27 protein-coding genes are annotated in these 25,064 nt (G+C 58.9%); 9 read left to right on the top strand and 18 right to left on the bottom strand.

Features of this window, described 5'->3' with window-relative positions:
* Nucleotides 1-10: 10 nt before the first annotated feature.
* The 3 genes from FGM06_RS05125 to FGM06_RS05135 form a co-directional block, all read right to left on the bottom strand.
* On the bottom strand, nt 11-1,345 hold the full coding sequence (locus tag FGM06_RS05125; protein WP_144798060.1) for a hypothetical protein: 1,335 nt from the start codon (nt 1,343-1,345) through the stop codon (nt 11-13).
* Nucleotides 1,346-1,427: 82 nt separating this feature from the next.
* Entirely contained in the window at nt 1,428-1,610 is a 183-nt protein-coding gene (locus FGM06_RS05130; protein WP_144798061.1) for a hypothetical protein, read from the bottom strand.
* Nucleotides 1,611-1,932: 322 nt separating this feature from the next.
* On the bottom strand, nt 1,933-3,705 hold the full coding sequence (locus FGM06_RS05135) for a transposase (RefSeq protein WP_206668668.1): 1,773 nt from the start codon (nt 3,703-3,705) through the stop codon (nt 1,933-1,935).
* Between the two features lie 249 nt (nt 3,706-3,954).
* Here FGM06_RS05135 and FGM06_RS05140 point away from each other — a divergent pair, with 249 nt between their 5' ends.
* On the top strand, nt 3,955-4,758 hold the full coding sequence (locus FGM06_RS05140) for a winged helix-turn-helix domain-containing protein (protein WP_144798062.1): 804 nt from the start codon (nt 3,955-3,957) through the stop codon (nt 4,756-4,758).
* 14 nt (nt 4,759-4,772) lie between these two features.
* Nucleotides 4,773-4,946 carry a hypothetical protein gene (locus tag FGM06_RS15990; RefSeq protein ID WP_186310971.1) on the top strand — a complete coding sequence of 58 codons (174 nt, stop codon included), beginning with the start codon at nt 4,773-4,775 and terminating at the stop codon, nt 4,944-4,946.
* A 1-nt stretch (nt 4,947) separates the two neighbouring features.
* Here FGM06_RS15990 and FGM06_RS05145 read toward each other — a convergent pair whose 3' ends face one another.
* Nucleotides 4,948-5,256 carry a hypothetical protein gene (locus FGM06_RS05145; RefSeq protein ID WP_144798063.1) on the bottom strand — a complete coding sequence of 103 codons (309 nt, stop codon included), beginning with the start codon at nt 5,254-5,256 and terminating at the stop codon, nt 4,948-4,950.
* Between the two features lie 341 nt (nt 5,257-5,597).
* On the opposite strand from FGM06_RS05145, the gene FGM06_RS05150 reads away from it, so the two are divergent.
* Nucleotides 5,598-5,795, top strand: a complete 198-nt coding sequence (locus tag FGM06_RS05150) for a hypothetical protein (protein WP_144798064.1) — start codon at nt 5,598-5,600, stop codon at nt 5,793-5,795.
* A gap of 8 nt (nt 5,796-5,803) precedes the next feature.
* Here the strand turns inward: FGM06_RS05150 and FGM06_RS05155 are convergent, their stop codons facing one another.
* The 4 genes from FGM06_RS05155 to FGM06_RS05175 all read right to left on the bottom strand — a co-directional run bounded on the left by FGM06_RS05155 (nt 5,804) and on the right by FGM06_RS05175 (nt 10,757).
* Complete coding sequence (locus tag FGM06_RS05155; protein ID WP_144798065.1) at nt 5,804-6,796, bottom strand: transposase; 993 nt, start codon at nt 6,794-6,796, stop codon at nt 5,804-5,806.
* Between the two features lie 1,134 nt (nt 6,797-7,930).
* Nucleotides 7,931-8,296 (bottom strand): hypothetical protein, encoded by a 366-nt coding sequence (locus tag FGM06_RS05165; protein ID WP_144798066.1) that lies wholly within the window; start codon nt 8,294-8,296, stop codon nt 7,931-7,933.
* A gap of 163 nt (nt 8,297-8,459) precedes the next feature.
* On the bottom strand, nt 8,460-9,203 hold the full coding sequence (locus tag FGM06_RS05170; RefSeq protein ID WP_144798067.1) for a hypothetical protein: 744 nt from the start codon (nt 9,201-9,203) through the stop codon (nt 8,460-8,462).
* Between the two features lie 549 nt (nt 9,204-9,752).
* Nucleotides 9,753-10,757, bottom strand: coding sequence for a Cdc6/Cdc18 family protein (locus tag FGM06_RS05175; RefSeq protein ID WP_144798068.1), 1,005 nt, complete (start codon nt 10,755-10,757; stop codon nt 9,753-9,755).
* Between the two features lie 382 nt (nt 10,758-11,139).
* Between FGM06_RS05175 and FGM06_RS05180 the strand changes: the two genes are divergently transcribed.
* Nucleotides 11,140-11,580 (top strand): hypothetical protein, encoded by a 441-nt coding sequence (locus FGM06_RS05180; RefSeq protein ID WP_144798069.1) that lies wholly within the window; start codon nt 11,140-11,142, stop codon nt 11,578-11,580.
* Nucleotides 11,581-11,710: 130 nt separating this feature from the next.
* Here FGM06_RS05180 and FGM06_RS05185 read toward each other — a convergent pair whose 3' ends face one another.
* Nucleotides 11,711-12,007 (bottom strand): hypothetical protein, encoded by a 297-nt coding sequence (locus FGM06_RS05185; RefSeq protein ID WP_206668669.1) that lies wholly within the window; start codon nt 12,005-12,007, stop codon nt 11,711-11,713.
* 122 nt (nt 12,008-12,129) lie between these two features.
* Complete coding sequence (locus tag FGM06_RS05190) at nt 12,130-12,567, bottom strand: hypothetical protein (RefSeq protein ID WP_144798071.1); 438 nt, start codon at nt 12,565-12,567, stop codon at nt 12,130-12,132.
* Between the two features lie 219 nt (nt 12,568-12,786).
* Between FGM06_RS05190 and FGM06_RS05195 the strand changes: the two genes are divergently transcribed.
* A complete protein-coding gene (locus tag FGM06_RS05195) occupies nt 12,787-13,335 on the top strand; it encodes a hypothetical protein (RefSeq protein ID WP_144798072.1) in 549 nt (182 codons plus the stop codon).
* A 378-nt stretch (nt 13,336-13,713) separates the two neighbouring features.
* Here FGM06_RS05195 and FGM06_RS05200 read toward each other — a convergent pair whose 3' ends face one another.
* Nucleotides 13,714-13,938, bottom strand: coding sequence for a hypothetical protein (locus tag FGM06_RS05200; protein WP_144798073.1), 225 nt, complete (start codon nt 13,936-13,938; stop codon nt 13,714-13,716).
* Between the two features lie 440 nt (nt 13,939-14,378).
* On the opposite strand from FGM06_RS05200, the gene FGM06_RS05205 reads away from it, so the two are divergent.
* Both FGM06_RS05205 and FGM06_RS05210 read left to right on the top strand, forming a co-directional pair.
* Complete coding sequence (locus tag FGM06_RS05205) at nt 14,379-14,639, top strand: hypothetical protein (protein WP_144798074.1); 261 nt, start codon at nt 14,379-14,381, stop codon at nt 14,637-14,639.
* Between the two features lie 333 nt (nt 14,640-14,972).
* Nucleotides 14,973-15,698 carry a nucleoside phosphorylase gene (locus FGM06_RS05210; protein ID WP_144798075.1) on the top strand — a complete coding sequence of 242 codons (726 nt, stop codon included), beginning with the start codon at nt 14,973-14,975 and terminating at the stop codon, nt 15,696-15,698.
* Between the two features lie 17 nt (nt 15,699-15,715).
* On the opposite strand, the gene FGM06_RS05215 is transcribed toward FGM06_RS05210, so the two are convergent.
* Nucleotides 15,716-16,165, bottom strand: a complete 450-nt coding sequence (locus FGM06_RS05215) for a UPF0179 family protein (RefSeq protein WP_144798076.1) — start codon at nt 16,163-16,165, stop codon at nt 15,716-15,718.
* 131 nt (nt 16,166-16,296) lie between these two features.
* Between FGM06_RS05215 and tmcA the strand changes: the two genes are divergently transcribed.
* Both tmcA and FGM06_RS05225 read left to right on the top strand, forming a co-directional pair.
* Entirely contained in the window at nt 16,297-18,606 is a 2,310-nt protein-coding gene (gene tmcA / locus FGM06_RS05220) for a tRNA(Met) cytidine acetyltransferase TmcA (RefSeq protein ID WP_144798077.1), read from the top strand.
* A 59-nt stretch (nt 18,607-18,665) separates the two neighbouring features.
* A complete protein-coding gene (locus FGM06_RS05225; protein ID WP_144798078.1) occupies nt 18,666-18,851 on the top strand; it encodes a hypothetical protein in 186 nt (61 codons plus the stop codon).
* Nucleotides 18,852-18,867: 16 nt separating this feature from the next.
* Here the strand turns inward: FGM06_RS05225 and FGM06_RS05230 are convergent, their stop codons facing one another.
* From FGM06_RS05230 to FGM06_RS05255, 6 genes are all read right to left on the bottom strand, one after another.
* Entirely contained in the window at nt 18,868-19,599 is a 732-nt protein-coding gene (locus tag FGM06_RS05230) for a GNAT family N-acetyltransferase (RefSeq protein WP_144798079.1), read from the bottom strand.
* Nucleotides 19,600-19,722: 123 nt separating this feature from the next.
* Nucleotides 19,723-20,133 carry a hypothetical protein gene (locus tag FGM06_RS05235; protein WP_144798080.1) on the bottom strand — a complete coding sequence of 137 codons (411 nt, stop codon included), beginning with the start codon at nt 20,131-20,133 and terminating at the stop codon, nt 19,723-19,725.
* Between the two features lies 1 nt (nt 20,134).
* The gene (locus FGM06_RS05240; protein WP_144798081.1) at nt 20,135-21,874 is read right to left on the bottom strand and encodes an FAD-dependent monooxygenase; all 1,740 of its coding nucleotides are present in this window, start codon (nt 21,872-21,874) and stop codon (nt 20,135-20,137) included.
* Nucleotides 21,867-23,510, bottom strand: coding sequence for an electron transfer flavoprotein subunit alpha/FixB family protein (locus tag FGM06_RS05245; protein WP_144798082.1), 1,644 nt, complete (start codon nt 23,508-23,510; stop codon nt 21,867-21,869). Before FGM06_RS05245 ends, FGM06_RS05240 begins: the two co-directional genes overlap by 8 nt.
* Nucleotides 23,511-23,512: 2 nt before the next feature.
* Nucleotides 23,513-24,388, bottom strand: a complete 876-nt coding sequence (locus tag FGM06_RS05250) for an electron transfer flavoprotein subunit beta/FixA family protein (protein WP_144798083.1) — start codon at nt 24,386-24,388, stop codon at nt 23,513-23,515.
* Between the two features lie 235 nt (nt 24,389-24,623).
* Nucleotides 24,624-24,953: a 4Fe-4S dicluster domain-containing protein gene (locus FGM06_RS05255; RefSeq protein ID WP_144798084.1), complete on the bottom strand. Its 330-nt coding sequence runs from the start codon at nt 24,951-24,953 to the stop codon at nt 24,624-24,626.
* Nucleotides 24,954-25,064: the final 111 nt, after the last annotated feature.

Below are 25,064 nucleotides of genomic sequence, written 5' to 3' on the forward strand. Positions count from 1 at the left end.
AGAGAATATGTTAATTTGGAACCGAAATGGTAAGCGATTTTTGACTCCCATCACCGAGATAGAAAGTCAAATTGATTTTTTCACCAGTCATATCTACGCGGCTGGTAGACCCACCAGGCCCACCCTGGAAGAATGTCAATGTGATTGTGGCACTACGTCCAGTATTAATGCTAACAGTCGACGATAAGTCAACCTGCGGTCCAAATGAATAACTGCTGGATCCCCCATCACCTGCCTCGTAGAAACCACTATTTGATGAGGACTCAACGAAGATTTCGTTTAGCCCTGGTCCAGAACCCCCATTTCTCTCTTTGAGCACCTCTGCTTCGGCGGATGTCGTCGAATCAACCGAAATAGATTCTATTTGCGCAGGCCCGTCACCATTGTTCGTAATATTAAATTGTACACCACTGGAGCCCCAGAACGTGTTTGCGTCACCATCTGAATTGATTCCAGATGCTTGAGTTGGATTACTACCGCTATTATCGTCACTATCCGTTTCCTGGCCGCTATTGCTCACTGCGCCCTCTGAAGGCTCCGACTGAATTCCGACCGAGTTGACAATGATGTTATCAGAGCTCTCAACCTCCAGACGTAGCGCAGAAACATCGTCAGAAGAGCGGTATTCATTATCGTCAATGCCAACATACCTGACCGAAGAACTGTTTTCGATCGACTCCTTCCAGTATCCGTCGTCTGCGTCCAGTCTAGTAGGTATCGAGACGTTGAGTTCACCCTCAAGCTGTGACAGATTGGCCGCGTCGTCTGTTGGGTACAATTCAAGTGCGACGCGACGCGTTCCAGAGGCTTGGAATTCGTTCTGGAGAGCAGTTATTCTGAGCGTGTCGTTATCAACCACGAGGTTCTGATCCTCGATGATCACTGCACGACTTCCTGAATCCCGTTCGTCGAGGTACAGGACAGAGTTATCGTACCAGATCGACCCTACGTGAAGTTCGTTGTATCCCGGTCGATAGCGAACGAATCGCGTCGAGATGTTTACCGGTTCGTTGGTCCCGTCATCGATTGTAATATTATACGGTTGACTTGTTTGTAGTGTTCCCGCTGGATCAGGCGGATTAATCGCAAACAACCTAGTCTGATAGTTCGTCCCGAGTCTCACGTCGACGAACTGTGGCCGTTCCGACTGTCCCGCAGAGGAAATCGCGTTACGAAGCTCAACGAGGTCGTTCCGGACCTCCTCGAAATGCTGGAACTCGACCTGTCCGTTCTGCTGCGGGACCACCTGCACCTGATACAGCGAGAGCGCCAAGATCAGGAACCCGAACAGGATCACGGTCCCGATCACGACCGACTGGCCCCGACGGTCGCGACTGAATCGCATTACGAGATATCGAACCCGGACGCGTATAAAAGCCTCCGCCCGCCGTCTCAGTCGCGATAACCTCGTGACCGCGCGGGAGGACTCAGTCCTCGCCCGCTCCGCGCCGCTCCGTGAACCACGCCGATGCGGCGGCCACGACGCTCGCGAATCCGCCGACCAGCACGGCCTGCGTCCAGTTGGCTCCGAGGAAGAACCCCGCGACCAGCGTGACGAGCGCGAACGCGATCACGACGGAGCCGATAATCGGAGCGATGGAATCGGTCAAACCCGGATCTGCCGCGCCCCGGCGATAAAGCGGCCGATCCGCCAGGCGTGGCGTGGCGGTCGAGACGCGGGAACGAGCCCGCGTCGGCTTGTAAATCATATATCGCGATACTAAATTCGCTTCCTGTAGTTGCTAATACCGGGTATTTGCTGTACGGGATTCCCAGTTTTTGGGCAAATTAATCACGCTTCATCTGCTAATCTCGGGGAAAAGCCCGCTACATAACTATCAAAAAGTCATCTACACACAAAATCCGGTAAATTTGAAGAACAGCGTACTGATGGCTCTACGCGAACGGGCGAATGCGAAAGTCAGAGAGCGGCTATATCAGCCCGGTCAGCTGCCGATCGATAAACGCAATGAATCGCTGTGCAGTTATCCGCGGCTTCGACCGGAAATCCACGTCAAGCCCAGCCTGAACGAGAAAATCGACCATCAACCAGGCGTTGTACAGGAGGACTGCGAATCCGAAATGGAACAGTCGGACGCTGAAATCCTTCGACGTCGTCCACGCGGTGAACTCCTTGATCTTCTTGTACGCCGTTTCAATCCCACCACGACGATTGTACTGCTCGACCTTCCGCTTCGTCTGTCTGCGGTCAAGCGCGATTTCATCCTCTGCGTGCGTGTTCGTATAGAACGGAACCGCAGCCTGATCCTCTTCAGGAATGAGTTCTTCGCCCTCATCAGCTGTCTCACCGTACCCGTACTGGTCGTCGTCAGGGTCACCGGGTAATCCGATGAGCGTTGTCGTGACGCGCTCGTTCGACACGCCGTGTTTCACCGCGCCACGTAATGCCCATTCTTGCTCGACGGACACGATTCCGCGCTCCATGTCCACGTTCCTATTGAGCCAGCGTTTTGTTCGGTCATTCCGTGGAGCTGGCATCAAGTACCTCATGTTGTGCTGTTCAAACGCTGAAATTGTATCTGCGGATGCGAACTCTCGGTCAGCGTACACGCATCGCGGTGTCACGTAGTGTTTCGTCATGGAGAGGAGTTCTCGAACGACATCCCCAATTACGTACGATTTCTCTTTATTACCTGGGTACGCTTGATTGTCGGTGAAGTCTGGGTTGCCGACCGGCAGCATCCCGACGACCATGTGGACGCCGTCTCCAACGAGTGTTGCAGTAGCGAATTTATGACACCACTTGTACTGCTTATGATCGGGTGTGCCGGTCACCCATTCTAGTCCGTCGCGTTCACCATAGTACGCGACGTATGTGATATCAATCGCCATGAAAACGGGGTCTGGGAAGTCAGCGTACGGTTTGATGCGGGTCAACGCACGGCGCGCTGCGTTATTCACCATATCGGTGATTCCCTGAACGGAAAGTTGGTGAATTGCGTTCAACAGCGTTTCTCCTCTCATTCCGTCCTCATAGAACGGGTCTTCAGTCGGGTGAATATCTTTGTTCTCCGCGAGTTTATCGCCGTGGATGTCCGCACCGCCATTCGCGGCTTCACCCTCCATTCCCATGACGGCCATCAACTCTAGAAAATCGTCTTGGTCGTAAATGGCATGCTCAGGACGAGGGATATCAAGCTCGGGAAACACGACACCAGCCATTTCGTCTAGCACTTCTTTCGTTTTCTTCCGAAGGAGACGTTGCTCTGTGCGTTTCGATTTCCCATCTGTTTCTTCGATTTTTAGCCCGGTGTGTCCGCCGATTGGACTGTCGCGTTCCGTGGCGATCTCGTCGATTGTTTTCGCTGTCGGTTCGATAGTCTCCTGTAGAGACTCGAATCGTTCTCGCCATGCACGAGCGAACGTGTCTCCGTGCGGGATTTCCTCCTCGTTGAATCCGAACGCTTCAGCGATCTCTGGGTTCGATTTGAGACGGTCGGACAGCCCAGTAACGGATTCATCCTCGGTTTTTGCCCACAACATTGCCAAGAACATCGGCTCGAAAGCGGTTGTTTCAGCGTGCCACTCAGGGTACGAGTCATCACGCTGGTACATTGAGACATCAAGTTCCTGACCGAGCTCCGCCCAATCAGTACCATGCTCTATGACCTCGTCAGCTTGCTTTGAGATCATATTCAAAGCAGGATCTGCACCGAGCTCATCGACAGTAGACGGATCACTCATCAAGCCACCCGTACACGCGTGAACGCGCGCAATGCGTCCGTGGGATACGACAGAATGCGATTGCGTCAACCATAGAGACAGAAACTCGAATATGGAGCATATGTATGCGGGTGTAGTTTCCGAATAGAGGGTTAAAAACGGTTGTATAAGGCCTATTGTCGGCTGTTCACCGATTTCTTGGCATCTCAAAAAATTCCAAATTGGAGTTAGACTGTATTTCTAAATGACTCGGTCTTGAAACCGAACTTGATGGATGTAACTCTTGAGGAGTTTCTACAGCGGAAAGGCGCAATTGGAATCCTAACGCTCCTTCACGAGCGCCCGATGACGTATTCGGAAATTGAACCGGAAATCGAAGTGACCTCGTCGACGATTGTTACACGGCGTGATGAAGCTGCGAAACTAGGTCTGATAGATGTCTCTCTCGGAAGAGGAGAAGTCGGGACGAAGAAAGTGTACACCCTGACGGATATGGGTGAATTCCTGACGGACAAGATGGCACGGGAGGGAATCCTCAGCAACTATCGAAAAATGCGGACGCTACAGCAGGTGTTGGACGAGCAGACAGAAAGCATCACACAGTGGATGAAAGAGAATCCGTCGCAGCTTCTACAGTTTGAGACTGCTGACGATGGAACTGTTATCAGCAGAGATGAGATGAAGGGGAATTCAGACGGTGAGACAAGTACACAATCTTCCCCATCACCGAATGAACGTGAGGAAGCACCTGACGCTGACAAGTACACAAGCAACTTGGATGACCCAGAAACTGAGCCACCTGAACGGCCGAGTGAGGGAGAAAACTTCCCACCTGAAGAGGAGTTACCTGTAGATCTGACACCAATCCAAGATTCTGATTCAGAAACCAGCGATACAGAGACGGACGATGGCGGGGGAACCACCGATGATGCATCGAGTGGGTCTGCTTCCGGATCAGAGCGTGCTCCCGATTCCGATCAATCAGCAGACTCAGAGGAATTGGGACAAGAAAAACTCGGAGAAGTATCCTATGAGAAATATCCGCCGAACGAAGAGGACGACACTGATTCGTAGGGGGTTACAGCTCTATGGCTCTGTTGAAATCCTCAAAATATGATAGGTTCTGTCCCCCTGCGGTCAATACAGTTTACAACACTATCGATATGCTCTCCGACTATGAGATCGTCGATGGAATTACTGTAAAGGAACGCGGGAAGATCTATCGAATGCCTGAAATTCTCGCAATCGTCGAAGCACTGTGACCTAATGGGCTCTGTTTTCTGAATGAGAGCGGTTAGTCATCTTACCAACGACAAGTTTGATCAGGAATACTATGGTTACGGCAAAAGCGATGTGGAATATCATAGTCACGACACCCCCACCAAGCGTTATTGGCAAACCGTATATGATGAACTCTAGTGGTGAAAGCAAGTAACTGAATGCGAGGTTGATGTTCTGGCTGCTGGTTTGAGTGAAGATGGGACTGTACCATGGGTACAGCCAAGCCAATGCCCAAACTGCTGCCACCTCCTTGTTGAAGACGTACTTTTTTAGAGATTCGCTGTCCACCATCGGTTCATTAATTTTCAGTATGACATAAATATATTCGGTTGATTGGAATTCAAATCCCGTCGATAGACAACGAATCTATTAGAACTTGTTGGGGCCTGCGCAGTTCTCACCGATTGGCTGTTTCACCTAATATTGTGTCTGAAGAATAGGATTTCAACAGAGCCAGCTCTATTGAAGTCCTCAGTAGGTGATACGTGTTACTCCCGTTACGGTCAATACAGGGGACTCACGAATCGCTCACTACAGTACAGAAGAGTTAGCATTTACCCAGTTCGATAATAGAGAGGTCGGAATAATATGTAACACAAATGTATAAGTGGCGCTATTATGAACTTATTTGTATGAAACTTCGAAAAATAGCCCTTTGGTGTGCGGCTGTCACAATGGTTTTATTCCTGATAGCTACGGGAGGTTCATTTATAGCGGGGATTGTATTAATTCCCACTGTCGGTGCTGGTTGGTTTGTCTTTAAGCCTGTCCCAGAAGATAAGAGAATAGTAGTGGTGACAATCGCTATTGTTGGGGCGAGGGTGTCATAGAAGAGTTCTCACACCGTAATGATCGTACTTCCCGGATTGTCTCCGCGTTCGTAGTTGGTGATAGCGATGACGAGGCGAAGGCACAGCGCAAGAAACACCTGCGCTCGTGCGTGGACGCGGCCTCGGGCGTGCGTTCGCCCGAGGCCGCAGTCCTTCACTGATTCGTTGGTTCGTTCGACTCCAGTACGGCGGTTGTACGTCTCGTCCAACGTGGACTGCTTCAGCTGAACGTCCTCGCTGTGTTGGTCGATGCGGTCTTCGACCCTGTACTCGATGTCTTTCGGGTCGTCAGTGTTTCGAGCGTTGTATGGAGCGACTGGCACGACCCCTGCGGCCAGCAGGTGGTCGTGCCAGTCGAGCGTGTCGTAGGCGCTGTCACCGACCATCCAGATCGGTGTGGCGACGGCGAGCGCGTCACGTGTGACGCGCATCGCCGTCTCCTCTGGCGCTTGCTTACTCTCGGTGAACTCGGCTGCAATCGGGATCTTTTGCCCGGTCGAGACGATCGTACAACCGTAGCCGTAGTAGTATTCGTCGTCGGTTGGATCGTAGCACTTCGACGCGTCTTGATCGGCGGGCATCGCCCTCACATCGGTTGAATCGATACAGTAGGTCAAGTCGAGCAGGCCGCGGCAGGCGGCCTGCTCGACGAGCCGGTCAAAGACCTCGTCAACGACGTGTTCGAGGTCGGTGAGAAAGCGATCGACCGCGTCTCTCGACGGCGGTCGATCGAACCCACAGCTCAGCCAAATGACCGTGTTCCGAAGCTCTCGTTCAACGGGACGAATGCCGTAGATGTCCTTGTAGTAGCAGTGGAGAAAGCCACGCATCAGCTCTGGTGGGTTGTGTTCTCGTGTTCGCCCCGTCTTCGCCGGGGCGAACACATCGAACTCTTCGAGAAACTCGAATGAAAGGTGCTCAAACAGCGCTAGCGTCTCGGTTTCCACGGCATTGAAGAACGAATCTATCGAAGGATCATCTTGCAGGGTCGCTGAGCTCATCCACCTCAGCATTCACCCTGCTCTTTGGTGTGCTACTCGTTCTATGACACCCTCGTTGGGGCGCTTATTGCAGGTTATATCGCTCCGCTTGGAATTGAGGAGTTAGGTCAATACTTGGAGCTACGTGATCAGTTAGTGATTGGGTTGATTGTACTTGCCCTAACTGTTTCTCTAGGTACATCATTAGAGGCAATTAGGAGAATCACACCCGTAGAATAACGTAGAACTTTGACGATCTGTTGAAAGTATAGTCGGGTAAACTTCTACGCCGTTACGGCTGATACAGACTAATAAGACTCTGTTGAAACCCTCAGCAAGTGATATTTTCTGACCCAGTTGCGGTCAGTACAGGAGACTCACAAATCGCTCAGTACAAGTGAGATACGCACAGATCTGTCAGTACGTACCCTTCAGCAACCAACTGTTTCAGAAGAGAACATACCTAAAGATTCTGCAGGGCAAAGATCCGCTACTTCGTACGAGACTCGCTATTCGGCTCTGCTGTACCCCCGGACTTCTGAGCCGCTAGTTTGGTGAACTCATACGAAATAATTGCCAAAATACTAAGTGATTGCCAAAGAATTATTTAAATAAGAAAATGAATTCGATTGCACGTGTCACCGGGCGAATTCAAGACCTCTCCCGGTGGGAGATAACAATCCTAGCGGTTGCTGGGTTGGCGATTGGACTTGTATCCTCGCGGGTAGGGCTCCTTGGTCCACTCGCAGCAGTTCTATGGGTCCCGTTTATCGGTGTCGCTACAATTTGGATTCTCTTTGACTCAAGAGAACAGGGATTCAAATATCCGTCTGTGGTCGCACTAACAGTTGCTATTCTGCTGTTGCTTATCATTCCGGGAATTGTAGCACTTGCAACCTATTATTATAAAACCCGAATCCAATAAAATGCAGACAGATGATGAGTTGTACCGGTCCTTCTCTTTTAATTCAGATCACTCACAAACCGCTCAGTACAGACCAAAGGCCCACAATCATTATTTCGTCAGGCAACCACCATTATGTATGACAAGAATAATTTGGCTCTGTTGAAATCCTATTCTTCAGACATATTATCGGCTGAAACAGCCGGTCGACGAAGAGTGCTTATTGAATCCGGTTACGCGTCCTGTTCATCTCAAACCTCGCTGAAACCCCGTCCGATCAAGTACCCAACTACTGTAATCACGCCAGAGATGATTGCTCCGCTTCCAACTGGGAATATGAAAGCGCCCGGCCCCGCCATGATCGGGATGAACAGATTGAGTGTGAAACCAAAACATGGGCCGAATGCGAGTATCCAATTCCCAACGAGATCTGCGCCCTGAAACGCCCGGAAGACAACGATGGCGGTAATAAGGAGCGCACCCACCCAGACTATAGCCGATTGTACTGAAGTCGAGGGCTCCAAGTCCCAGACCCGCAACCCAGTCAACGTCCCAAGAACAAAGAGAAAGGCGGCTGTAGCCGCTAAAATCTCACTTGTTCGCTTGTTCAAAATCATATACATTCAAATTGTCCTACATTACGTATGTGCCTTGTGGGTCAAACCGAGATGGTCTAAGCGATCTGCGAGTTTCCTGTATTGACCGTAGCTGTGTCAGGATGTGGTCAGCTGCTGAGAGATTCAACCAAGCTCTGAGATTCAGCCCTCTCGATCCACGTAATTACGGCTCGTTTCTCCGAACGCGGTACGCTTGGTTGGCGTATTGAAATCGGCGTGTCTCGGCGTCAAAGCCAACAATCTCGTCGGCTGTTCGTTTGTTTGTGCGGAGAACCACCCGTTCAACGTCCGAACTCATATGCGCGAGCAGGTTGCGGTATCCGCGATTTTGCATCACCTGTTCAGCGATCATTTTGCGGTCGGCCGTCTGTGCTCGTTCAAGTGTGACTATGCCTCGATCCCCATCATCGGACTCTGTCTGCCACTCCTCGACGGTGACGGTCACTGTGTCTCCGTCTGACTCGCTTGTTACATCGTCCGTTGGTACGACCGAGATCGTCGGTGCGTCGAACTTGACGAGAGCGGCACTCTCTGATGTTGTGTGCCCGTACCCCGCCACGGCGGCGTAGTGGCCTCCACCGAGGTACGGAAAGTGATCCTCATGGTTGCTATCCATCTCATCAGCCGCTACCTCTATTGTCCACGATTCACTTTCACCCGCCGGGAGGTTTTCACAGATGCCGTCGTGGGCGTACGGGCCGATGTGAAACCATTGATCTTCCTGTAATTTGTATAAATCCCAGCCGCCGCAGCTGGTGGATTCCTGTGACCGATTGAAAAACGTAAATTCAATTTGAGTGGGTAATTCCGCTCGTTCGGTGCTTGGGCGGACGAACGCCTGTGTTGTTTCATCAGCTTTGTGGTACCAAGTAACGCCACCCTCACCGGGAAGGTCAGGGATCGACATACCAGAGAATTCTGAGTCAGATTCTGGCCCAGTTGAGTTCGTTGAATTAGTAGACCCAGTTCCCGGCGTATTGCAACCAGCGAGCCCGCCGAAAGTGGCCGAGAGACCAGCAAGGAGAGTCCGTCGGTACATATTCACCCGTTCCGCCTTATTATAAAAGGTCTTGTGGGGAGTTCTATGCTTTCAAACGGATTTCAAACCGAGACAGTTGGTCGTTGAGGGTGTGTACTGAGCTATCTGTCCTTCACCTGTACGGACAGAACCCAGTTCAGATATATCACTCTCTGAGGATTTCAACAAGGCCAATAATTTGGGCACTCGCAGCAGCGTACGTTCTTGTTGGACTCGGTTTATTTTACAGTTTAGCAATAGATTCTAGCGAGCTATTTTTGGGAATGACTGCTCTCATTTATCTTCTAATGAGTCCGTTAGCATATCTTATTTATAAAAAACGAGTGGTGAACAAGTAATCGGTCAATTCGCAGTCTTCAGCGGTCAACTGTTTCGGGCAAGAATCTGTCTAAACATGAGGACGTCCACAGGGCTCACTTACTCGACTGTGCGGTAGGTTCGTCCCCGTGTGTTGCCTTCTGCCTCGATTAGATTGTAGTGCTCAAGCTTCGATAAGTAGTTCCGGACCATGCGTTGCGTCTTCGGATCACCCACGCGATTACAATACTCCTCGTACAATTCATTCGGTGGGATTTCGCCGTACTCGGTGATGGTCTCGTATAGGACTTCCTGGTGGGTAGTGAGACGATCAACGGTTTTCTGCTTGATTTCCGATTTCGCTTCCGGAGTCACTTTCCGAATAACGTCATCGGGGATTTCATTCATCTGTTGAGCGTTAGCAGTGCGAGCAGCTTGCCGAAGGATTCCAATTGCTACGCGAGCATCACCAGCCGCGTTATTCGCAATCGATTCGAGTTTCTTTTTGTCGATAACATCGGGATTAAGCCCCCATCGGACACGATCTTGGAGGATAGCAACCAATTCATCGTGGTGGTATTGTCTGAAATGGATGCGAGTGGCGTTGGCGAGACGACTATTGATCCGGTCATCAACATCTGCGAAGACTCCCTGTTCATTGTTTGCGATGAGGATCATTGTGAGGCCGCGAATCCGGTACAGATCGTACAGGAGACTCTTGTCTTCTAGCTGGTCTACTTCATCGAGGATGACGACGTAGGGTGGGCCGTCGTAGTCGCGGAGACGGTCGAGGAGCTGGTCTCGCGGGGTTGACTGTCGGTGAATATCGATTGTTTTGTTGATGCCCTCTAGGAGAGTGTAGAGCGTTTTGAAGCGGCTGTAGTCCTCCCAGCAGTTGACGTACTGGTGGTTGAGGTCAACGACGTTCTCGCGGAGTCGTTCAACGGTGAACTGTGCGATGCAGGTTTTCCCGACGCCGGATGGGCCGTGGAGGAATGCGGGGTCAGTAGAGTTTCCATCAAGAATGGGCTGTAGGACGCTTGAGAGCGTGTTGACTTCGGCGTCTCGGTGCGTCACCTCCCGTGGGATGAACTCCGGTTGGAGTACCCGAGCGTCCGTGATCATGGCTGTCGACACGAGAGGCGAGGCTAATAAATGGAAGTGTGGTGTTTCCGAATCTTCCGAATATGTCCTGGCGTTCTGAAACTGTGAGTTCACTGTCTCTCAGCAGAAGAATCGGCTGGGCTTTGTTGAAATTCTTAGTGGGAGCACATTTCTGCCCGGTTCCGATCAGTACAGAGGACTCACGAATCGCCCAGTACAGGCAATCCCTTACCGTATCTGCGGCCTGTATCTTGTACCGCTATCGATACATCACTTCGGACTGGGAGGAATCTTAGTGGTCAATACGCGCTCTCTACTCACCGGATAGTCTCTTTTCTCTTATTAAGTTAAATAATTCAACCAATCCCATAATTATATGCTGGTGAACAATTAACATGGTTGTATGCCTGCGAATACCCCGACACGAACGGCCCTCCAAGCCACCAAGTTACTGTTCGCCGGAGCAGTTCTTCTCGTTGCCGCAATGACGTTCAATTATCTTCCGCAACCATACTCTACGTGGCCAGCCATTGGATCAATACCAGTTAGTCCTGAACTCGTCGTTCCGGCACTACTCGGTGTCGTTGTCGTAATTGAAGCATTGGTAGAGAAATTCAGCATTGCGTCAGTCTTCCTTGCTATCTTCGGAGGGCTAACGTTCCTACTCGGTGCAGCGAGCTTATACACGTTGTACGCAGTCGAATCTGGTGGGGTATTCTTCATTGGATTCTTCACCATTATCGCAGGGATTCTCCTTGCTATCGGAGTTTTTCTCCACACAATCGTACGAACAGAACGCTTCAAAACTGCTTCTAAGGAACTAATAAACTCGATCTCTAATTAGTTTGGTTTGGCTGGCTCTGTTGAAATTCTCAGTAGGTGAGACGTCTTAACCCGGTTGGGGTCAGTAGAGAGGATATATCCAACAATCAGTACACATACTTCTGTCGACGTTTCGTACCGACAGAAGATCGTCACTCCGTCGAGCGTGTCTGAACGGCGAATCCAATGGCGGCATCCATAACGACGAGGAACATCAGAAGCCCACCGGCGGCTGCCGAGAACAATTCACCCCAGTAGACGCCACCTGACGAGTTCAATCTCTCCATGATGGCCCACATCGAAACGAGAAGGCAGGGCACCGAGACGGTAGCGAGCACGATGTCGGTTGGCTCACGGGTGTATACTCCGCGGATAAGTACCAGAAGTTCGACGAACAATGGCAGGATAATGAGGGGCAGTGATCCGATATCAAGGAAGGAAATGACCAACAGATGTGAGGGCGGGAATGGCAAGGTACGTCAACGTATAGATTACTAACTGTTATTTCTTTTTGAGGCTGAAGACAGATTCGAAATCGGGTTTCAACAGAATAATAAACGGAGGTGCGTGGTTATGTTGGAATCTCTGAGTCGATGTATCTCTGACCTGCGTATCCGAGGATGAAGCCAAGAACACCAAGTGGAACACCAAAGGCTAGCCCCCATCCGGTGCCGAGTAGGAGTGTTTCACCAACCCCCGGATCGACGGTTTGACCCTCTCCAATAATGTGGATGAAGAGCGCAGTCACGGGGGCGATACATAGCAAGAGACTCGCTACGAGGCTACGATTCTGATACGCCTGCCACGCAGACAACAGAACTAGTATTCCTACGGCCCCGTAGACAATCACTCGCCCCGGAATGAGCGCATAAACCGTCTGGTAGTAGTCGAACAGATAGAAGGTGAAGATGACGATGAAGAGGCTAGCAGCTAGTACTCCCCACCGTTTAGTCAAACCGAGATCATCACCGACGAGGAACGCTCCAATTCGGTTCTGACTCTCTTCCATATAGTGTCATTTGATTACATTTCTCATTAACCTTTCGGCGAGATTACGAATCTTCGCTCTCTCCTGTGAGCAATGCAGGAGACTCACGAATCGTTCAGTACAGGTGAGACACCGATTATTTGGCGCTACTGATGGAACCATGTAAATGCTTATAATCCAATAACTCATAGGTGGTACATATGGCCCTCCGTATTTGTGAGGTGTTCCTCGATTAGTAATATGAGTACCAATAAAGATCAAAAAATTACAAAGCGCAGATTAATGAAAATTGGGGTTGCTGCCTCAATTTCCGGATTTGGTTCTTGGTGGTTGTTTTTGCGGTCAGATCAGGATCCATTAGATAACCTCCCGGAAGAAATAGACTCAGTGGAGTTTGGTTGGGGTGAGACTCTCACACATAAAACCGACGAAAACATACCCCCATCTGAGAAACCCATGATAAACTTCGACAGTGAAGAAAACGAAGTATATATCGAAGGTATTCTAACTTATGGTTCAAGTACATGTAATGCGATAACAATTAGGAATCTTGATTTTGAGGATGTAAAGAATGAATTACATATTGGGGTTGGTTGGATAGAGGAGGGGAATAAGTCAGGATTGTTCACCGGTTCATGTACTGATGATTTGGATCATAAGCCATATTTTGTTACTTTAGAATTGGAATCGAGTCTTCCAAGTAGAGTAGAAATAGTTGAAAATCATTTCGACCCCACTGAAGATGACGATACTCATGTTGTGACTAATAGAATGGAATACTCTGAGTAATCACTCTCAAAGTTAGGTCTTTACTCTATAGCAGCAGTAATGATAGTGTAGGTCTTCTAATATCTTATATAGATGGAAGCGGTTCTGATGAAAAGGGACGTTTGCCCCAATTTATCCGAGTGAGATACCGTATCTCCCAGATAACGCACGACGATGGGCCGCTATCTTCCTGTTGTTGGCATTTATTAGTGGATTTGTCGTCTCATCCTTAATATGGATTATTGGTCTCTTCTAAATCACTCAGTCCGCTCAGTTCGCAGCTCTCATCGACCAGCTGTTTCAGGCGAGAATCTGTCTGAAGAAGAGGATTTCAATAGAGCCCAAATCTGGGAAGTAGGTCAGACACTTCCCGAACGAGATGCTATGCCTCGTGCCCAGCTACTCCGACCCGCGGATTCGTGCGAGAAGAGAGGGACCGAGGATTGAGAGAACGAACCCGGAGACGACGCCGGCAACTGCGGCCGGGCTGCCGGTGAGCGGCCCAGGATCGAGGAGAAACTCACCGGGGAGCAGCACGAGGACCACAAATGCCGTGACCGCTATCACGACTCCACCGATCCGGACCAGCGACGTCGCATCAAGGCTGAGATCAGCTCGTTCCATGTTTATTTCTTACCGCAGATATCGAGTTCAGTATCTCGGACCGATAATACTTGTGCGGTGGGGCCGGAACACCGGTTACGGACGACCGGAGGACTCGCTTTGTCTCTCGGGTTAGACGCCGCAATCAGTACGGTTCTCCCGACATCTGTAGTGTCGCAAAGCTTGTTCCCTCCCACCATGCGTACTATGGAGACTGTACATCAAGGTCATTGTCCGATGACTCGTGATATCCAAAATTGAACTCAAAGGGCTCTGTTGAAATCCTCAGCAAGTGATATATTTTGACCCAGTTGCGGTCAGTACAGATGGTGTAGTCAGCAGTCGGTTATTGTCGGCTTCATACTTTCTTGTGTAATCAGCTAGTCATTCTATGAGTAAGAGAGCATATCTGGGGCTATTCGCCCGAAAGGCTTTATGTTGAAGGTACATCATATTACGTGATGAGCACCTCCACGCAAAGCCGTCGTCCGTTGGCAATAGCCGGCCTGACTTACTTCGGATCTGTTCTCCTAGTCGGGCTTCCATTGATGTATGTTATGTATTGGTTTTTCGTAGATACAGCCATTCTGCTTAACCTGAACCTCGGTGCTGCTTTGTTGTGGCAAATACTCCTGCTGGCAGTAGCCTTTTTGATCGGCATCTCAGTCGCCGGAAAAGTCGCAGAACGCGTACTCAAGAAATTCTCCCCAAAAGTGGAGTAACGCGTATTGTACTGACTGCTGGTTTTTGTCTAAGCGAGAGTGGTAGATACTAAATCGGTCCCCGTATCTAGTACGCTCGCAGTTCACCATACGAATCTACCAGATAGACGTGCGGTCAGCACGCACTCTTCAGCGACCGGCTGTTTCGGAGGTAAGTATGTCTGAGGAAGAGTATTTAAACATAGCCAACATTTTCTGACGGGTGGTTTCGGTGGAGATCGTCTAGATTGAATCCCGTACAGCAATCTTGGCATCCGCAACTACAGCGCTTCGCGGCTCCCACCCCGCCTTCCGACCGGTCCGTTTTTGCGCGCGGCGGCTGTCCCGGCGCGTATGGCGAAACAGCCGCACCTGCTGGTCGAGGAGGGCGACGTGCACGAGATCGCGGTCATCCCGGGCGACCCGGGCCGCGTCGACCGGATCGCGGACCTCTGTGACGACAGCGAGCTCGTCGCGCAGAACCGCGAGTACAAGATCGTCAACGCGAGCTACGAGGGGACTGATCTCACGATCTGCTCGACCGGGATCGGCTGCCCGTCGGCCGCGATCGCCGTCGAGGAGCTCTCTCGGGTCGGCGTCGAGACGTTCCTCCGATGCGGCACCTGCGGGGCGCTGCAGGCCGACATGGAGGTCGGCGACATGGTCGTCGCGACCGGCGCCGCCAAGGAGGAGGGGACGAGCAAGCGCTACGAGTCGGCGAACTACCCCGCCGTTCCGGACTACGACGCGCTCACCGAACTCGTCGGCGCCGCCGAGGACAACGGCGAGGACGTCCACGTCGGTCCGATCGTCTCCGACGACGCGTTCTACAACGAGAGCGACGAGTACGTCGACGACTGGAACGACGCGAACCTGCTCGCGATCGAGATGGAGGCCGCGACCGTCTTCTCGCTGGCGCGCCGGAAGGGGCTTCGAGCCGGCGCGATCTGCACCGTCGACGGCAACCTCGTCGCGGGCACGCAGAAGGGCGCGGACTCGGACGACGAGCTGCCGGAGAAGGCCAAGGACAACGTCGAGCGCGCGATCCGGATCACGCTGAACGCGGTCACGGCGCTGTAAGGGCCCCGCCGCTGTTCCTACTCGTCTTCCGCCCGGAACTCCACCAGCGTCAGCTCCCGGTCGAGCGCACAGGTGTCGTGCGGCGGCTCGCCGAGCACCTGGTCGATGACGCGCTCGTCGTCGAAGCCGGCGCCGTCGGGCACGCAGTAGCCGTGGCTCGGGCACTCGGTGTGCGGACAGGGGCCGGCGAGCGAGACGCGGCTGCCGGCGTACGCCTGCTTCGACGGGACGTTCGCGGGGACGGGTGCGGGCTCGACCTCGACCGCCCGGACGCCGGCGTCGTGGACGGCGCAGTCGAGCGTTTGCGCGTTCTCGCGGATCCCCGTCACGCGGTACCGGGTCCCCTCCGAGAGGTTGAGACACTGGCTCCGGTAGGGGCACCCCTCGCAGTCGGGCGACTCCCCCTCGTAGACGAACTCGCGCCCCGTGTCCGCGAGCCGCGTGCCGATGAGCGTGACCGTGGTCATGGGGGACACGAGGCTCCGCGCCGCCGTAAGCCTCCCGCCTCGGAGCGGAGCTCGGTGATTCGGAAGCACCGCCGGGCGACGACCCGGAGGGCAAGACACATCCCCGGTCCCCGGCAACGACGACCGAACGAATGATCGCGGGACTCGCGCGGGACGCGAAACGGGAGGCCGAGGCGGCGAACGAGCGGCGCATCCTCGTCCTCGCCGGCGACCGCGACCGCGGGATCGACGCGGCCTACACCGCGATCGAGGCGGTCGACGGCGGAAGGAAAGGCACGTCGACCGCCGTCGTCTCGACCCGCGAGGGGTTCCGGTTCGAGGAGCATCGGCCCCGGAACGCGGACGAGCTGCTCGGGGGCACCCGGGAGATCGTCGTCCTCGACTGCCACGAGCGGTTCGTCCCGAACGCGCTCGGGCGGTGCGTCGGCGCGGTCGACGGCGGCGGGCTCCTGGTCCTCCTGACGCCGGCGCTCGACGACTGGCCGGCGATTCGCGACCGCTTCGACGACTCGCTGGCGGTTCCGCCGTACGAGGTCGGCGACGTGACCGGCCGGTTCCGCGAGCGGTTCGTCGACACGCTCCGCGCGCACCCGGGGATCGCGATCCTCTCGCTCTGCGCGGAGGGGCCCGAGGGCGACGTCGTCGAGCGCGACGGGCTGACGGGAGAGCGGGGGGGCGGAGTGGGAGCGACGGCGGGGAGAGACGAGAGAGGAAAGCCGACCGCCCCGCCGAACGCGACGTTCCCCGCCGCGGCGTACGAGGCGTGTCTCACGGCCGATCAGGCCCGGACCGTTCGGGCGTTCGAGTCGCTCGCGACGCCCGGTAACGCGGTCGTGGTCGAGGCCGACCGAGGGCGGGGGAAGTCGAGCGCGGCGGGACTCGCGGCCGGCGCGCTCGCGCTCGCCGGCGACGACGTGCTCGTCACGGCGCCCGCCTTCCGCAACGCCGCGGAGGTGTTCGCGCGGGCGAGAGAGCTGATCGGGTCGGAAGGCGTCGACGGCGGCGAGGCCGCCGCGGGGGACGGGACGCGCCGGGTCGGCGCGCCGGGCGGCGGGCGCGTGCGGTACCTGCCGCCGGCCGAGGCCGCGGAACTGCCCGACGACCCGGACGCGGTCGTCGTCGACGAGGCGGCCGCGCTCCCGGTACGGCTGTTGGAGGGGTTCCTCGACGAGTCGCTGTCGGTCGCGTTCTGTACGACGGTCCACGGCTACGAGGGCGCGGGCCGCGGGTTCGCGATCCGATTCCGCGAGCGGCTGCTCGATAGCCCCCTCGCGGTCCGGGACCTCCGCCTCGACGAGCCGATCCGGTACGCGCGGAACGACCCGGTCGAGGCGTGGGCGTCGCGGGCGCTCCTGCTCGACGCGCGGCCGGCCGTCGACGAGGCTGTCGCGGGGACCGCGGTCGAGGAGGCGACGTACCGCGCGCTCGCCCCCGACGACCTGCTCGCGGACGAGGCGCTGCTCGGCGAGGCGTTCGGGCTGCTCGTCGCCGCCCACTACCGCACCGAGCCGAACGACCTCGCGCGGCTGCTCGACGCCCCGAACCTCTCGGCGCGCGCGCTCGTCGCCGAGGGGCGGGTCGTCGCCGTCGCGCTGCTCGCGCGCGAGGGCGGGCTCGACGCCGAGACGCGCCGGGCGATGTACGAGGGCGAGCGCGTCCGCGGAAACATGGTGCCGGACGTGCTCACGAGCCAGCTCCGCGACGAGGCGGCCGCCGAGCCGCACGGGGTTCGGACCGTCCGGATCGCGACCCATCACGCGGTCAGAGATTCGGGATTCGGCTCCCGGCTGCTGGAGGAGGTCCACGCCGAGTTCGGAGCGAAAACCGACTACTTCTCGGTCGGCTACGGCGCGACGCCGCGCCTGCTCCGGTTCTGGCGGCGGGCGGGCTACCGGACCGTCCACCTCTCGACCTCGCGCAACGACGCCTCCGGCGAGCACTCGGCGATCATGCTGCGGCCGGAGACCGAGGCCGGCCGCGACCTGCTCGCCCGCCACGCCGTCGCCTTCCGAGACCGCGAGCGCGACGGGCTCTCGGACGCCCACCGCGACGTCGACCCGGACGTCGTCGCCGGCGCGCTCTGCGCCTGCCCGGCGCCGGTCCCCCTCGACCTCACCGAGACCGAGTGGCGCTCCGTCGTCGGCGCGTCGTTCGGCCCCGGGATGTACGACAGCGCGCCCGGCGCGTTCCGGGACCTCGCGATGGCGACGCTGGTCGGGGGGGAGGGAGACACCGAGAGCCCCGCCCTCGACGACCGCGAGCGACGGCTCCTCGTCCGGAAGGTGTTACAGGGCCGCCCGTGGGAGTCGGTCGCCGACGAGCTCGGCTACGTCTCGACGGCCGCCTGCATGCGCGCGCTCGGCGACGCGTACGAGCCGCTCGTCGAGCGGTACGGGACGGCGTTCGCGCTCGCGGAGCGGGAGCGATTCACCGGCGAGTGACCTCGCGGCCGCGGCGCTCGGGGCAAACACCGAAGGCGGTCGCGGACGGGGGATCGAGTATGACGGCCGACGCGGACGAGCCCCCGACCTGCGCGGAGTCGGACTGCGACCGGCGAGCGGCCGTCACCCTGCGCGTTCCGTGGGAGGCGGATCGGGCCGTCTGTCCGGCCTGCGCGCGGGGACTGGTCCAGCGGGACGGCGTCGTCGCGGAGCCGCTTCCCGGTCGCGAGGACGCGTGGCCGTAGCCGGGTCGCGACCCGGCTACAGCGACCGTGCCATCATCACTTCGTCGACGTAGTCGCCGTCGATCCGGTAGTGGTCCTCGCGGGTCGCCTCCGTGTGCCACCCGTGCGCCTCCAGGAACGACCGGGCCTCGTCGTTGGTCGCGGGGACGCTGTTGTACAGCTTCTCGAAGTCGTTCTCGCGCGCCCAGGCGTATCCCTTCTCCAGCAGCGTCGTGCCGATGCCGCGCCCGCGGTACTCGTCGAGGACGCCGAGCGTGAGCTTCGCCGTGTGGCGGAGCTTCTCGGTCTCGGGGAGGTCGAGGTGGACCCAGCCGACAACCTGGTCTTCCACCGTGGCCACGAAGAACATCCGGGACTCGGCGCTGTTGTTCCGCAACAGGATCTCCTCGTAGTCGATCAGGTCGGCGACCGTCTCCGCCTCGATGTACGACCCGTCGTTCGCCACCTGTCGGATGATGCCGACGAGCCCCGAGAGGTCCGCCTGTCGCGCGGTCCGGATCGTGAATCGGCCGTCGTCGAGCTCGTGGACGGTCCCGGTGTCGGTGTCGAACGCGATCTCCAGGTCGCCGTCGTCCTCTCGCACGTAGCCGTCGCGTCGTAACACGGCGAGGTGGTGCCCGAACGCCTCCTCGTCGAACCCCAGCTCGCGACGCACCGCCTCCGCCGAGATCGACCCGCGCCGCTCCACGTACTCGTAGATGTCCTTTCGGTCACGGTTCTCGATCGAAACGCGTTGCGCGAGCTCCATGGCTTGCGGTAACACGTAACAGTAGATAAGCATTCCCCACGAACGATCGTGAGGGACGGTGCGTCGGGTCGTTCGCGTGACGTCGCGGCTCGGGTGATACCGCGGCTCGCGCGAGTCCACGCCTCACGGAGCGTCGCGGTGCGTCCCCGTGAGCAGCGCCGCCACGTCGGTGACGTCGTGCGTGTCGACCAGCAGTTCGGCGGCCTCGCGGACGGTCGCGTCCGGGTCGGCGTCGACCCCCCGACACCGGGCGTACACCGCCAGCCAGTCGCTCGTCGCCGCGTGGAGGCGGTCGAGCTCCCGCCCGGAGAGCCGGACCGGCTCGTCGGCCGTGCGCGCCTCCACGTACGCGCCGACGACCGGGCCGAGCCCGTCTCGCGCCGCGACGAGCGCCGCCTCCTCGGGGTCTGAGACCTCGGTTCCCGCGAGCTCGATCCCGGTCAGTTCGGTCCCCGCAAACCGCTCGCGCGCGGCGCGGGCGTCCGCCGCGAGCGACGCGATCCGGTCGGCGTACCGAGAACGCGTCTCCGTCACGTCACCCCTCCTCGAACTCGACGCCCTTGCCGCCGGCGGGGTGTTTCCACTCCGTGTCGGCGACGACGGCGCAGGTACCGCACTCGACGCACGGCTGCGTGTCGAGGCTGACGACGCGCTTCTCCTCGCCGTTCGTTCGGACCGTTTCGTCGCGGTAGCAGCCGCCGCCGAACGCCTCGGCGCTCACCGGGCAGGCGGTCACGGCCGCCCCGCTCGCCTCGTAGCTCTCGTCGCGGAGCTCGATGTGGGGATCGCCGACGTCGTAGGTGAGGTCGCCGATCCGGTCCGCGAGGTCCGGCGGGCGGACGCCGGTCCCGTCGTCCGCGTCGGCGGCGCCCGAGTCGGCGGACGAGCGCTCCTCGATCGGCTCGCCGAGGACCTCCGCGATCCGCGTCGGCACGTCGACGTACGAGAAGCGGGTGTCCGGCACCATCCCGAGCAGCAGCGGGGAGTTGAACGCGCGCTCCGCGAGCCCGTCGAACGCCCGCAGGCCGGCCGCGCCCAGCGGCGAGTCGATCAGGGCGCTCCCGAGCCGGTTGACGGCGTCGTGCTCGGAGACGGCTCGCGTCGCCCGGTAGCGCCGGGGACGGAGCTTCTCCATCACGCCCTCGTCGCGGAGCTTCCGCTCGTAGAGCTCGCCCGCCTTCGAGGCGTCCCCGCGCGTCCGGGCCTCGACGAAGGCCTCAGCGGCGAGCCCCCCCGCGGTCACGGCGTGGTTCATCCCCTTGATGATCGGCCCCTGCGCCTGCATCTGGCCGGCGGCGTCGCCGACGAGCAGGAGCCGACCGCGGTGCGGCGAGGGGTGCGCGACCTTCTTCGAGTCGGGGACGAGCTTCGCCGAGTACTCGCGCTCCTCGTACTCCCCGCGGAACCAGCGGTCGAGCAGCGGGTGAGTGAGGAGCCCGTCGAGCAGCTCGTGCGGCTCCGCGCGCTCCGCGGTCAGCGAGTCGAGGTGGAACACCGTCCCGATCGACAGCGAGTCCTCGTTGGTGTACAGGAAGCCGCCCCCGCGGACGCCGTCGAACAGGTCGCCCGAGAACAGGTGGGCCGCGCCCCCGTCCGGCTCGACGCCGAACCGCTCGTCGATGACGTCCGGCTCCATGTCGACGACCGCCTTCACGCCCTGGAACCAGTCTCCGGGGTCGTCCCAGTCCATGAGCCCGGCGTCGCGCGCCAGCTCGGAGTTGACGCCGTCGGCGGCGACGATCAGGTCCGCGCGGATCGGGTCGATCTCGTCGCAGGTGACGCCGACGATCTCGCCGTCCTCGCGGAGCAGGCCGTTGACCCGCACCTCCGTGAGCAGTCCGCCGCCGGTCTCGCGGGTCAGCTCGTGGACGCGCTCCGCGAGCCACGAGTCCATCCGGCGGCGCAACACCGCGTCGCACCAGTCGGTGTCGCGGTGGTGGACCCGGTCGAGGTCGAACGTCTTCACGCGGTCGCCGGCGACGTTGTGCATGTAGTAGTCGTCGACCGGGCGCTCGGACGCCGCCTCGCGGAAGTCGGGGAACAGCCCGTCGATCGTGTAGGGCGCGGACTCCTCGGCGTAGATCAGCCCCCCGGAGACGTTCTTCGAGCCGGCCTCGACGCCCCGCTCTAAGACGAGCGTCTCGACGCCCTGCTTGGCCAGCGCCGCGGCCGTCGCCGCGCCGCCGGGGCCCGCCCCGACGACGACCGCCTCGTAGTGCTCGTGGTCGGCCGCGCCGCCGGCGTCGACCGCGTCGACCGCGTCGGTGTCAGTCATCGGCCACCCCCTCCATCGTCGCGACGGAACCGTCGCCCTCGACCGCCGCCGTCAGCCGGGGCAACACCTCGAAGAGGTCGCCCTCGACGAAGTAGTCCGAGAACTCCCGGATGTCGGCCTCGGGGTCCTCGTTGACCGCGACGATCGTGTCGGACTCGTCCATGCCGACCTTGTGCTGGATCGCGCCGGAGATGCCGGCCGCGACGTACACCGCGGGCTCGACGACCTGACCGGACTCGCCGATCTGCCGCTCCTCGCCCACGTAGTCCTCGACGTGGCCCGCGAACTCGTAGGAGGCGGTGATGACGCCCCGCGAGAGCCCGAGGGCGGCGTCGTCGAACGCGTCGACGAGGTCCAAGCCGAGCTCGATCCCCCCCGTGGGGTCGTCGCCGATCCCCCGACCGAGCGCGACGATCACGTCGTGGCCGGTGAGGTCGACCCCCTCCTCCAGCCGGTCGTGGTCCAGCACGTCGACCTGGAACCAGTCGTCCGGGAGGTCGAGGTCGTGTTCGACGACCTCGCCCTCGCGTTCCGGGTCCGGGTCGGGGAGGTCGAAGGTCCCCGGGATGACGCTGGCGCCCTGCGGGTGGAAGTCGCGGTGCGGCTTGTCGATACAGAGGATCGTCGAGTACTCGAACCCGGAGAAGTCCGGGCGGGGCATGTGGAGGACGCGCTCGAACTCCTCGCTGTCCCCCGCCGACCCCGTCTTCGCGGGGTTGGAGATCATCGCCTCCTCGATGTACAGGTCCGAGCAGTCGGAGGCGAGCCCGGAGTCGAGCTCGGCCTGGACGAGCGCGGAGAGGTCGCGGCCGTTGTGCGTCGCCGGGAACACGTTGTAGCGGGGCTCGTGGTAGTCGCGCCACTCGGCCTCGAAGTCGCGGCACATGTGCACGAACAGCTCCGCGTACGGCTTGTGCCGGAACCGGTCGAGCCGGTCGTCCTCGTGGTACACCGCGCGGTCCGCGCCGCAGGCGATCGCCTCCTCGGCGAGGTCGGCGACGTCGTCCCCGATCAGGACCGCGATCACGTCCTCCTCGTCGCCGTACCGCTCGGCGTAGCCGTCCATCAGCTCGTCGGCCTTGCCGAGGATCTCCTTCGAGGCGTCGACGAGCTCGCCCCGCTGGGTCTCGCAGTACACCCACATATCGCGGTACGTCTCGCCGGAGACCCCCTCGACGTACGTCTTGTCGGCGGTCGGGTGGTCGAGGTCCGGGTGTTTCTCCTCCGGCGGCACGTACTCGGCCTCGCCCTCGTCGTCCCCCTTCTCGGTCCCCTCGATCGCCTCGATGCGGCTCTCGATCCGCGTGACCGCGCCGTCGCGGTCCTCGCCGTCCCGTTCGCGGTCGAGCAGGTCCCGGAGGACGTCGGGGTCGTCGACCCCGCGGACCATGTTGGCGACCTCCGCGATCGACAGCTCCCCGGGGTCGACCGCGGCGGGGTCGACTGCCTCGTCGCCGCCTTCCGCCTCGGACTCCAGTTTCTCGATCCGGCTCTCGATCAGCGTCCTCACGGGGTCGCGGTCGGGCCCCTCGCGCTCCAGTTCCAGCATCGCCTCCAGCTCGCCGAGGTCGTCCACGCCGTTGACCTTCGGGCCGAGGTCCGCGATCTCGTGGTCGGTGGGATCGACGTCGACCACCGTCAGTCACCCCCCGCGAACGGCGCCAGCTCGTCCACGACCGCGCCCATCCCGTCGGCGTCGTCCGGGGAGACCATCGTCGCCTCGCGCTCCGACGGCTCCTTCGGGATCGGGTCCACGCCCGCGACGATCGTCGGCGAGCCGTCGAGTCCGATGAAGTCCGGGTCGAGGTTGAGGTCGGCGTGGTTCCACGTCGTGAGGTGGTCCTCGTACGCCTCGGCGCGCTCGGTCGTCTCCTCGCGGAGGTCCTTGTGCCGGAGCCGATGGGCGGCCTTCCGGTAGCTCGGCTCGAACTCCGGATCGGTGACGACCATCGCCGGGAGATCGGCCTCGACGGTCTCGATCTCCGCCACGTCGCCTTTGACCAGCCGCTTCGCGCGGAGCGTCCCGGCGTCCGGGTCGACGTCGATCGCGATCGCGTGGGTGACGAGCGACCGGTCGGGCAGCTCGTCGTTCATGTGGTGACACCAGGTCGTCTGCGGCCCGGTGTGGCCCGTCTCCCCGTCGGCCGTCTTGAAGCCCGCGACGACCAGCTCCGGCTCGGGATCGAGCTTCGAGAGCCCCGTCGCGACGGTGATCGAGGTGGCCCACGTGTCGGCCGCGGCCATCTCCCGATCGGAGAGGAGATAGAGGTCGTCGGCGTACACCTCTCGCATTCCCTCCCGGAGGACCTCCTCGTACCCCGGCGGCCCCATGCTCAGCAGGGAGACGGTCCCGCCGTGGCGCACCTTCTCCTGAAGCGCCGCCCGCAGCGCGACCTTGTCGTTCGGATTCATCACCGTGGGGGTCTTCCCGCGCTCCAAGTGGCCGTCCTCGTCGAACGCCACCTTCCCCTCGCGGAAGTCCGGCACGCCTTTGGTCAGAACAACTGTGTGCATAGTTACCTTTTCCTCGGGCGGTGATTGTCACGATTCCTAATAGTCTTTTGCGTGAAACGACACGTTTCGGCGAGAGCCGAGGCGAACGGCGTCGGAGCCACGATCGGACCGGCGGAAAGCGTCGATCCCGAGCGGTCGTGGCTAGTCGTCGAAAGGAACAGGAGGAGAACCGCGGCGGTGGGCGACCCCAGGGCGACGGTGGGCGACCCCAGGGCGACGGCGGTACGACCCGCCCTCAGATCCGACCGGTTCGGCCGGGGTCGACGTCGATCGCGTCGACCGGACACACGTCGACGCAGAGCATACAGTCGATACACTGGTCCTCGTTGGTGGGGTTCGCCTTGATCTCGCTTTCGGGGTGGCCGGGCGTGTCCACCCACTCGAACACGTCGACCGGGCAGTCCTCCAGACACGCCCCGTCGGCCAGACAGATGTCGAAGTCGACGGCGACGTGGGTGCCGCGGATCCCCTGCTTCTCGGGCGGTTCGACGGGGCCCCACACCGCCACGCCGTTCTCCTCACCGACCTGTTCGCGGTTCTCCTCGAAGTTCGGGTCGATGGCCATACGTAGGTGATCGTCCCGCCCTCGGTACATAAATTCGGCGGCAGGTGGAGAGACGCCGGCGAACGGGTGACAGCGGTTTCGATCAGAGCGGGCGGAACGGCGCGACGGGGG

Source organism: Halorubrum depositum (assembly GCF_007671725.1).
GTDB lineage: Archaea > Halobacteriota > Halobacteria > Halobacteriales > Haloferacaceae > Halorubrum > Halorubrum depositum.

Bases quoted from the DNA above. Each gene is read 5' to 3' on its own strand.
- FGM06_RS05165 (WP_144798066.1), bottom strand. From the start codon at position 8,296: ATGATTTTGAACAAGCGAACAAGTGAGATTTTAGCGGCTACAGCCGCC.
- FGM06_RS05140 (WP_144798062.1), top strand. From the start codon at position 3,955: ATGGATGTAACTCTTGAGGAGTTTCTACAGCGGAAAGGCGCAATTGGA.
- FGM06_RS05200 (WP_144798073.1), bottom strand. From the start codon at position 13,938: ATGGAACGAGCTGATCTCAGCCTTGATGCGACGTCGCTGGTCCGGATC.
- FGM06_RS05180 (WP_144798069.1), top strand. From the start codon at position 11,140: ATGCCTGCGAATACCCCGACACGAACGGCCCTCCAAGCCACCAAGTTA.
- FGM06_RS05135 (WP_206668668.1), bottom strand. From the start codon at position 3,705: ATGAGTGATCCGTCTACTGTCGATGAGCTCGGTGCAGATCCTGCTTTG.
- FGM06_RS05145 (WP_144798063.1), bottom strand. From the start codon at position 5,256: ATGGTGGACAGCGAATCTCTAAAAAAGTACGTCTTCAACAAGGAGGTG.
- FGM06_RS05190 (WP_144798071.1), bottom strand. From the start codon at position 12,567: ATGGAAGAGAGTCAGAACCGAATTGGAGCGTTCCTCGTCGGTGATGAT.
- FGM06_RS05230 (WP_144798079.1), bottom strand. From the start codon at position 19,599: ATGGAGCTCGCGCAACGCGTTTCGATCGAGAACCGTGACCGAAAGGAC.
- FGM06_RS05210 (WP_144798075.1), top strand. From the start codon at position 14,973: ATGGCGAAACAGCCGCACCTGCTGGTCGAGGAGGGCGACGTGCACGAG.
- FGM06_RS15990 (WP_186310971.1), top strand. From the start codon at position 4,773: ATGGCTCTGTTGAAATCCTCAAAATATGATAGGTTCTGTCCCCCTGCG.
- FGM06_RS05150 (WP_144798064.1), top strand. From the start codon at position 5,598: ATGAAACTTCGAAAAATAGCCCTTTGGTGTGCGGCTGTCACAATGGTT.
- FGM06_RS05125 (WP_144798060.1), bottom strand. From the start codon at position 1,345: ATGCGATTCAGTCGCGACCGTCGGGGCCAGTCGGTCGTGATCGGGACC.
- FGM06_RS05225 (WP_144798078.1), top strand. From the start codon at position 18,666: ATGACGGCCGACGCGGACGAGCCCCCGACCTGCGCGGAGTCGGACTGC.
- FGM06_RS05215 (WP_144798076.1), bottom strand. From the start codon at position 16,165: ATGACCACGGTCACGCTCATCGGCACGCGGCTCGCGGACACGGGGCGC.
- FGM06_RS05205 (WP_144798074.1), top strand. From the start codon at position 14,379: ATGAGCACCTCCACGCAAAGCCGTCGTCCGTTGGCAATAGCCGGCCTG.
- FGM06_RS05155 (WP_144798065.1), bottom strand. From the start codon at position 6,796: ATGAGCTCAGCGACCCTGCAAGATGATCCTTCGATAGATTCGTTCTTC.
- tmcA (WP_144798077.1), top strand. From the start codon at position 16,297: ATGATCGCGGGACTCGCGCGGGACGCGAAACGGGAGGCCGAGGCGGCG.
- FGM06_RS05255 (WP_144798084.1), bottom strand. From the start codon at position 24,953: ATGGCCATCGACCCGAACTTCGAGGAGAACCGCGAACAGGTCGGTGAG.
- FGM06_RS05240 (WP_144798081.1), bottom strand. From the start codon at position 21,874: ATGACTGACACCGACGCGGTCGACGCGGTCGACGCCGGCGGCGCGGCC.
- FGM06_RS05195 (WP_144798072.1), top strand. From the start codon at position 12,787: ATGAGTACCAATAAAGATCAAAAAATTACAAAGCGCAGATTAATGAAA.
- FGM06_RS05175 (WP_144798068.1), bottom strand. From the start codon at position 10,757: ATGATCACGGACGCTCGGGTACTCCAACCGGAGTTCATCCCACGGGAG.
- FGM06_RS05170 (WP_144798067.1), bottom strand. From the start codon at position 9,203: ATGTCGATCCCTGACCTTCCCGGTGAGGGTGGCGTTACTTGGTACCAC.
- FGM06_RS05250 (WP_144798083.1), bottom strand. From the start codon at position 24,388: ATGCACACAGTTGTTCTGACCAAAGGCGTGCCGGACTTCCGCGAGGGG.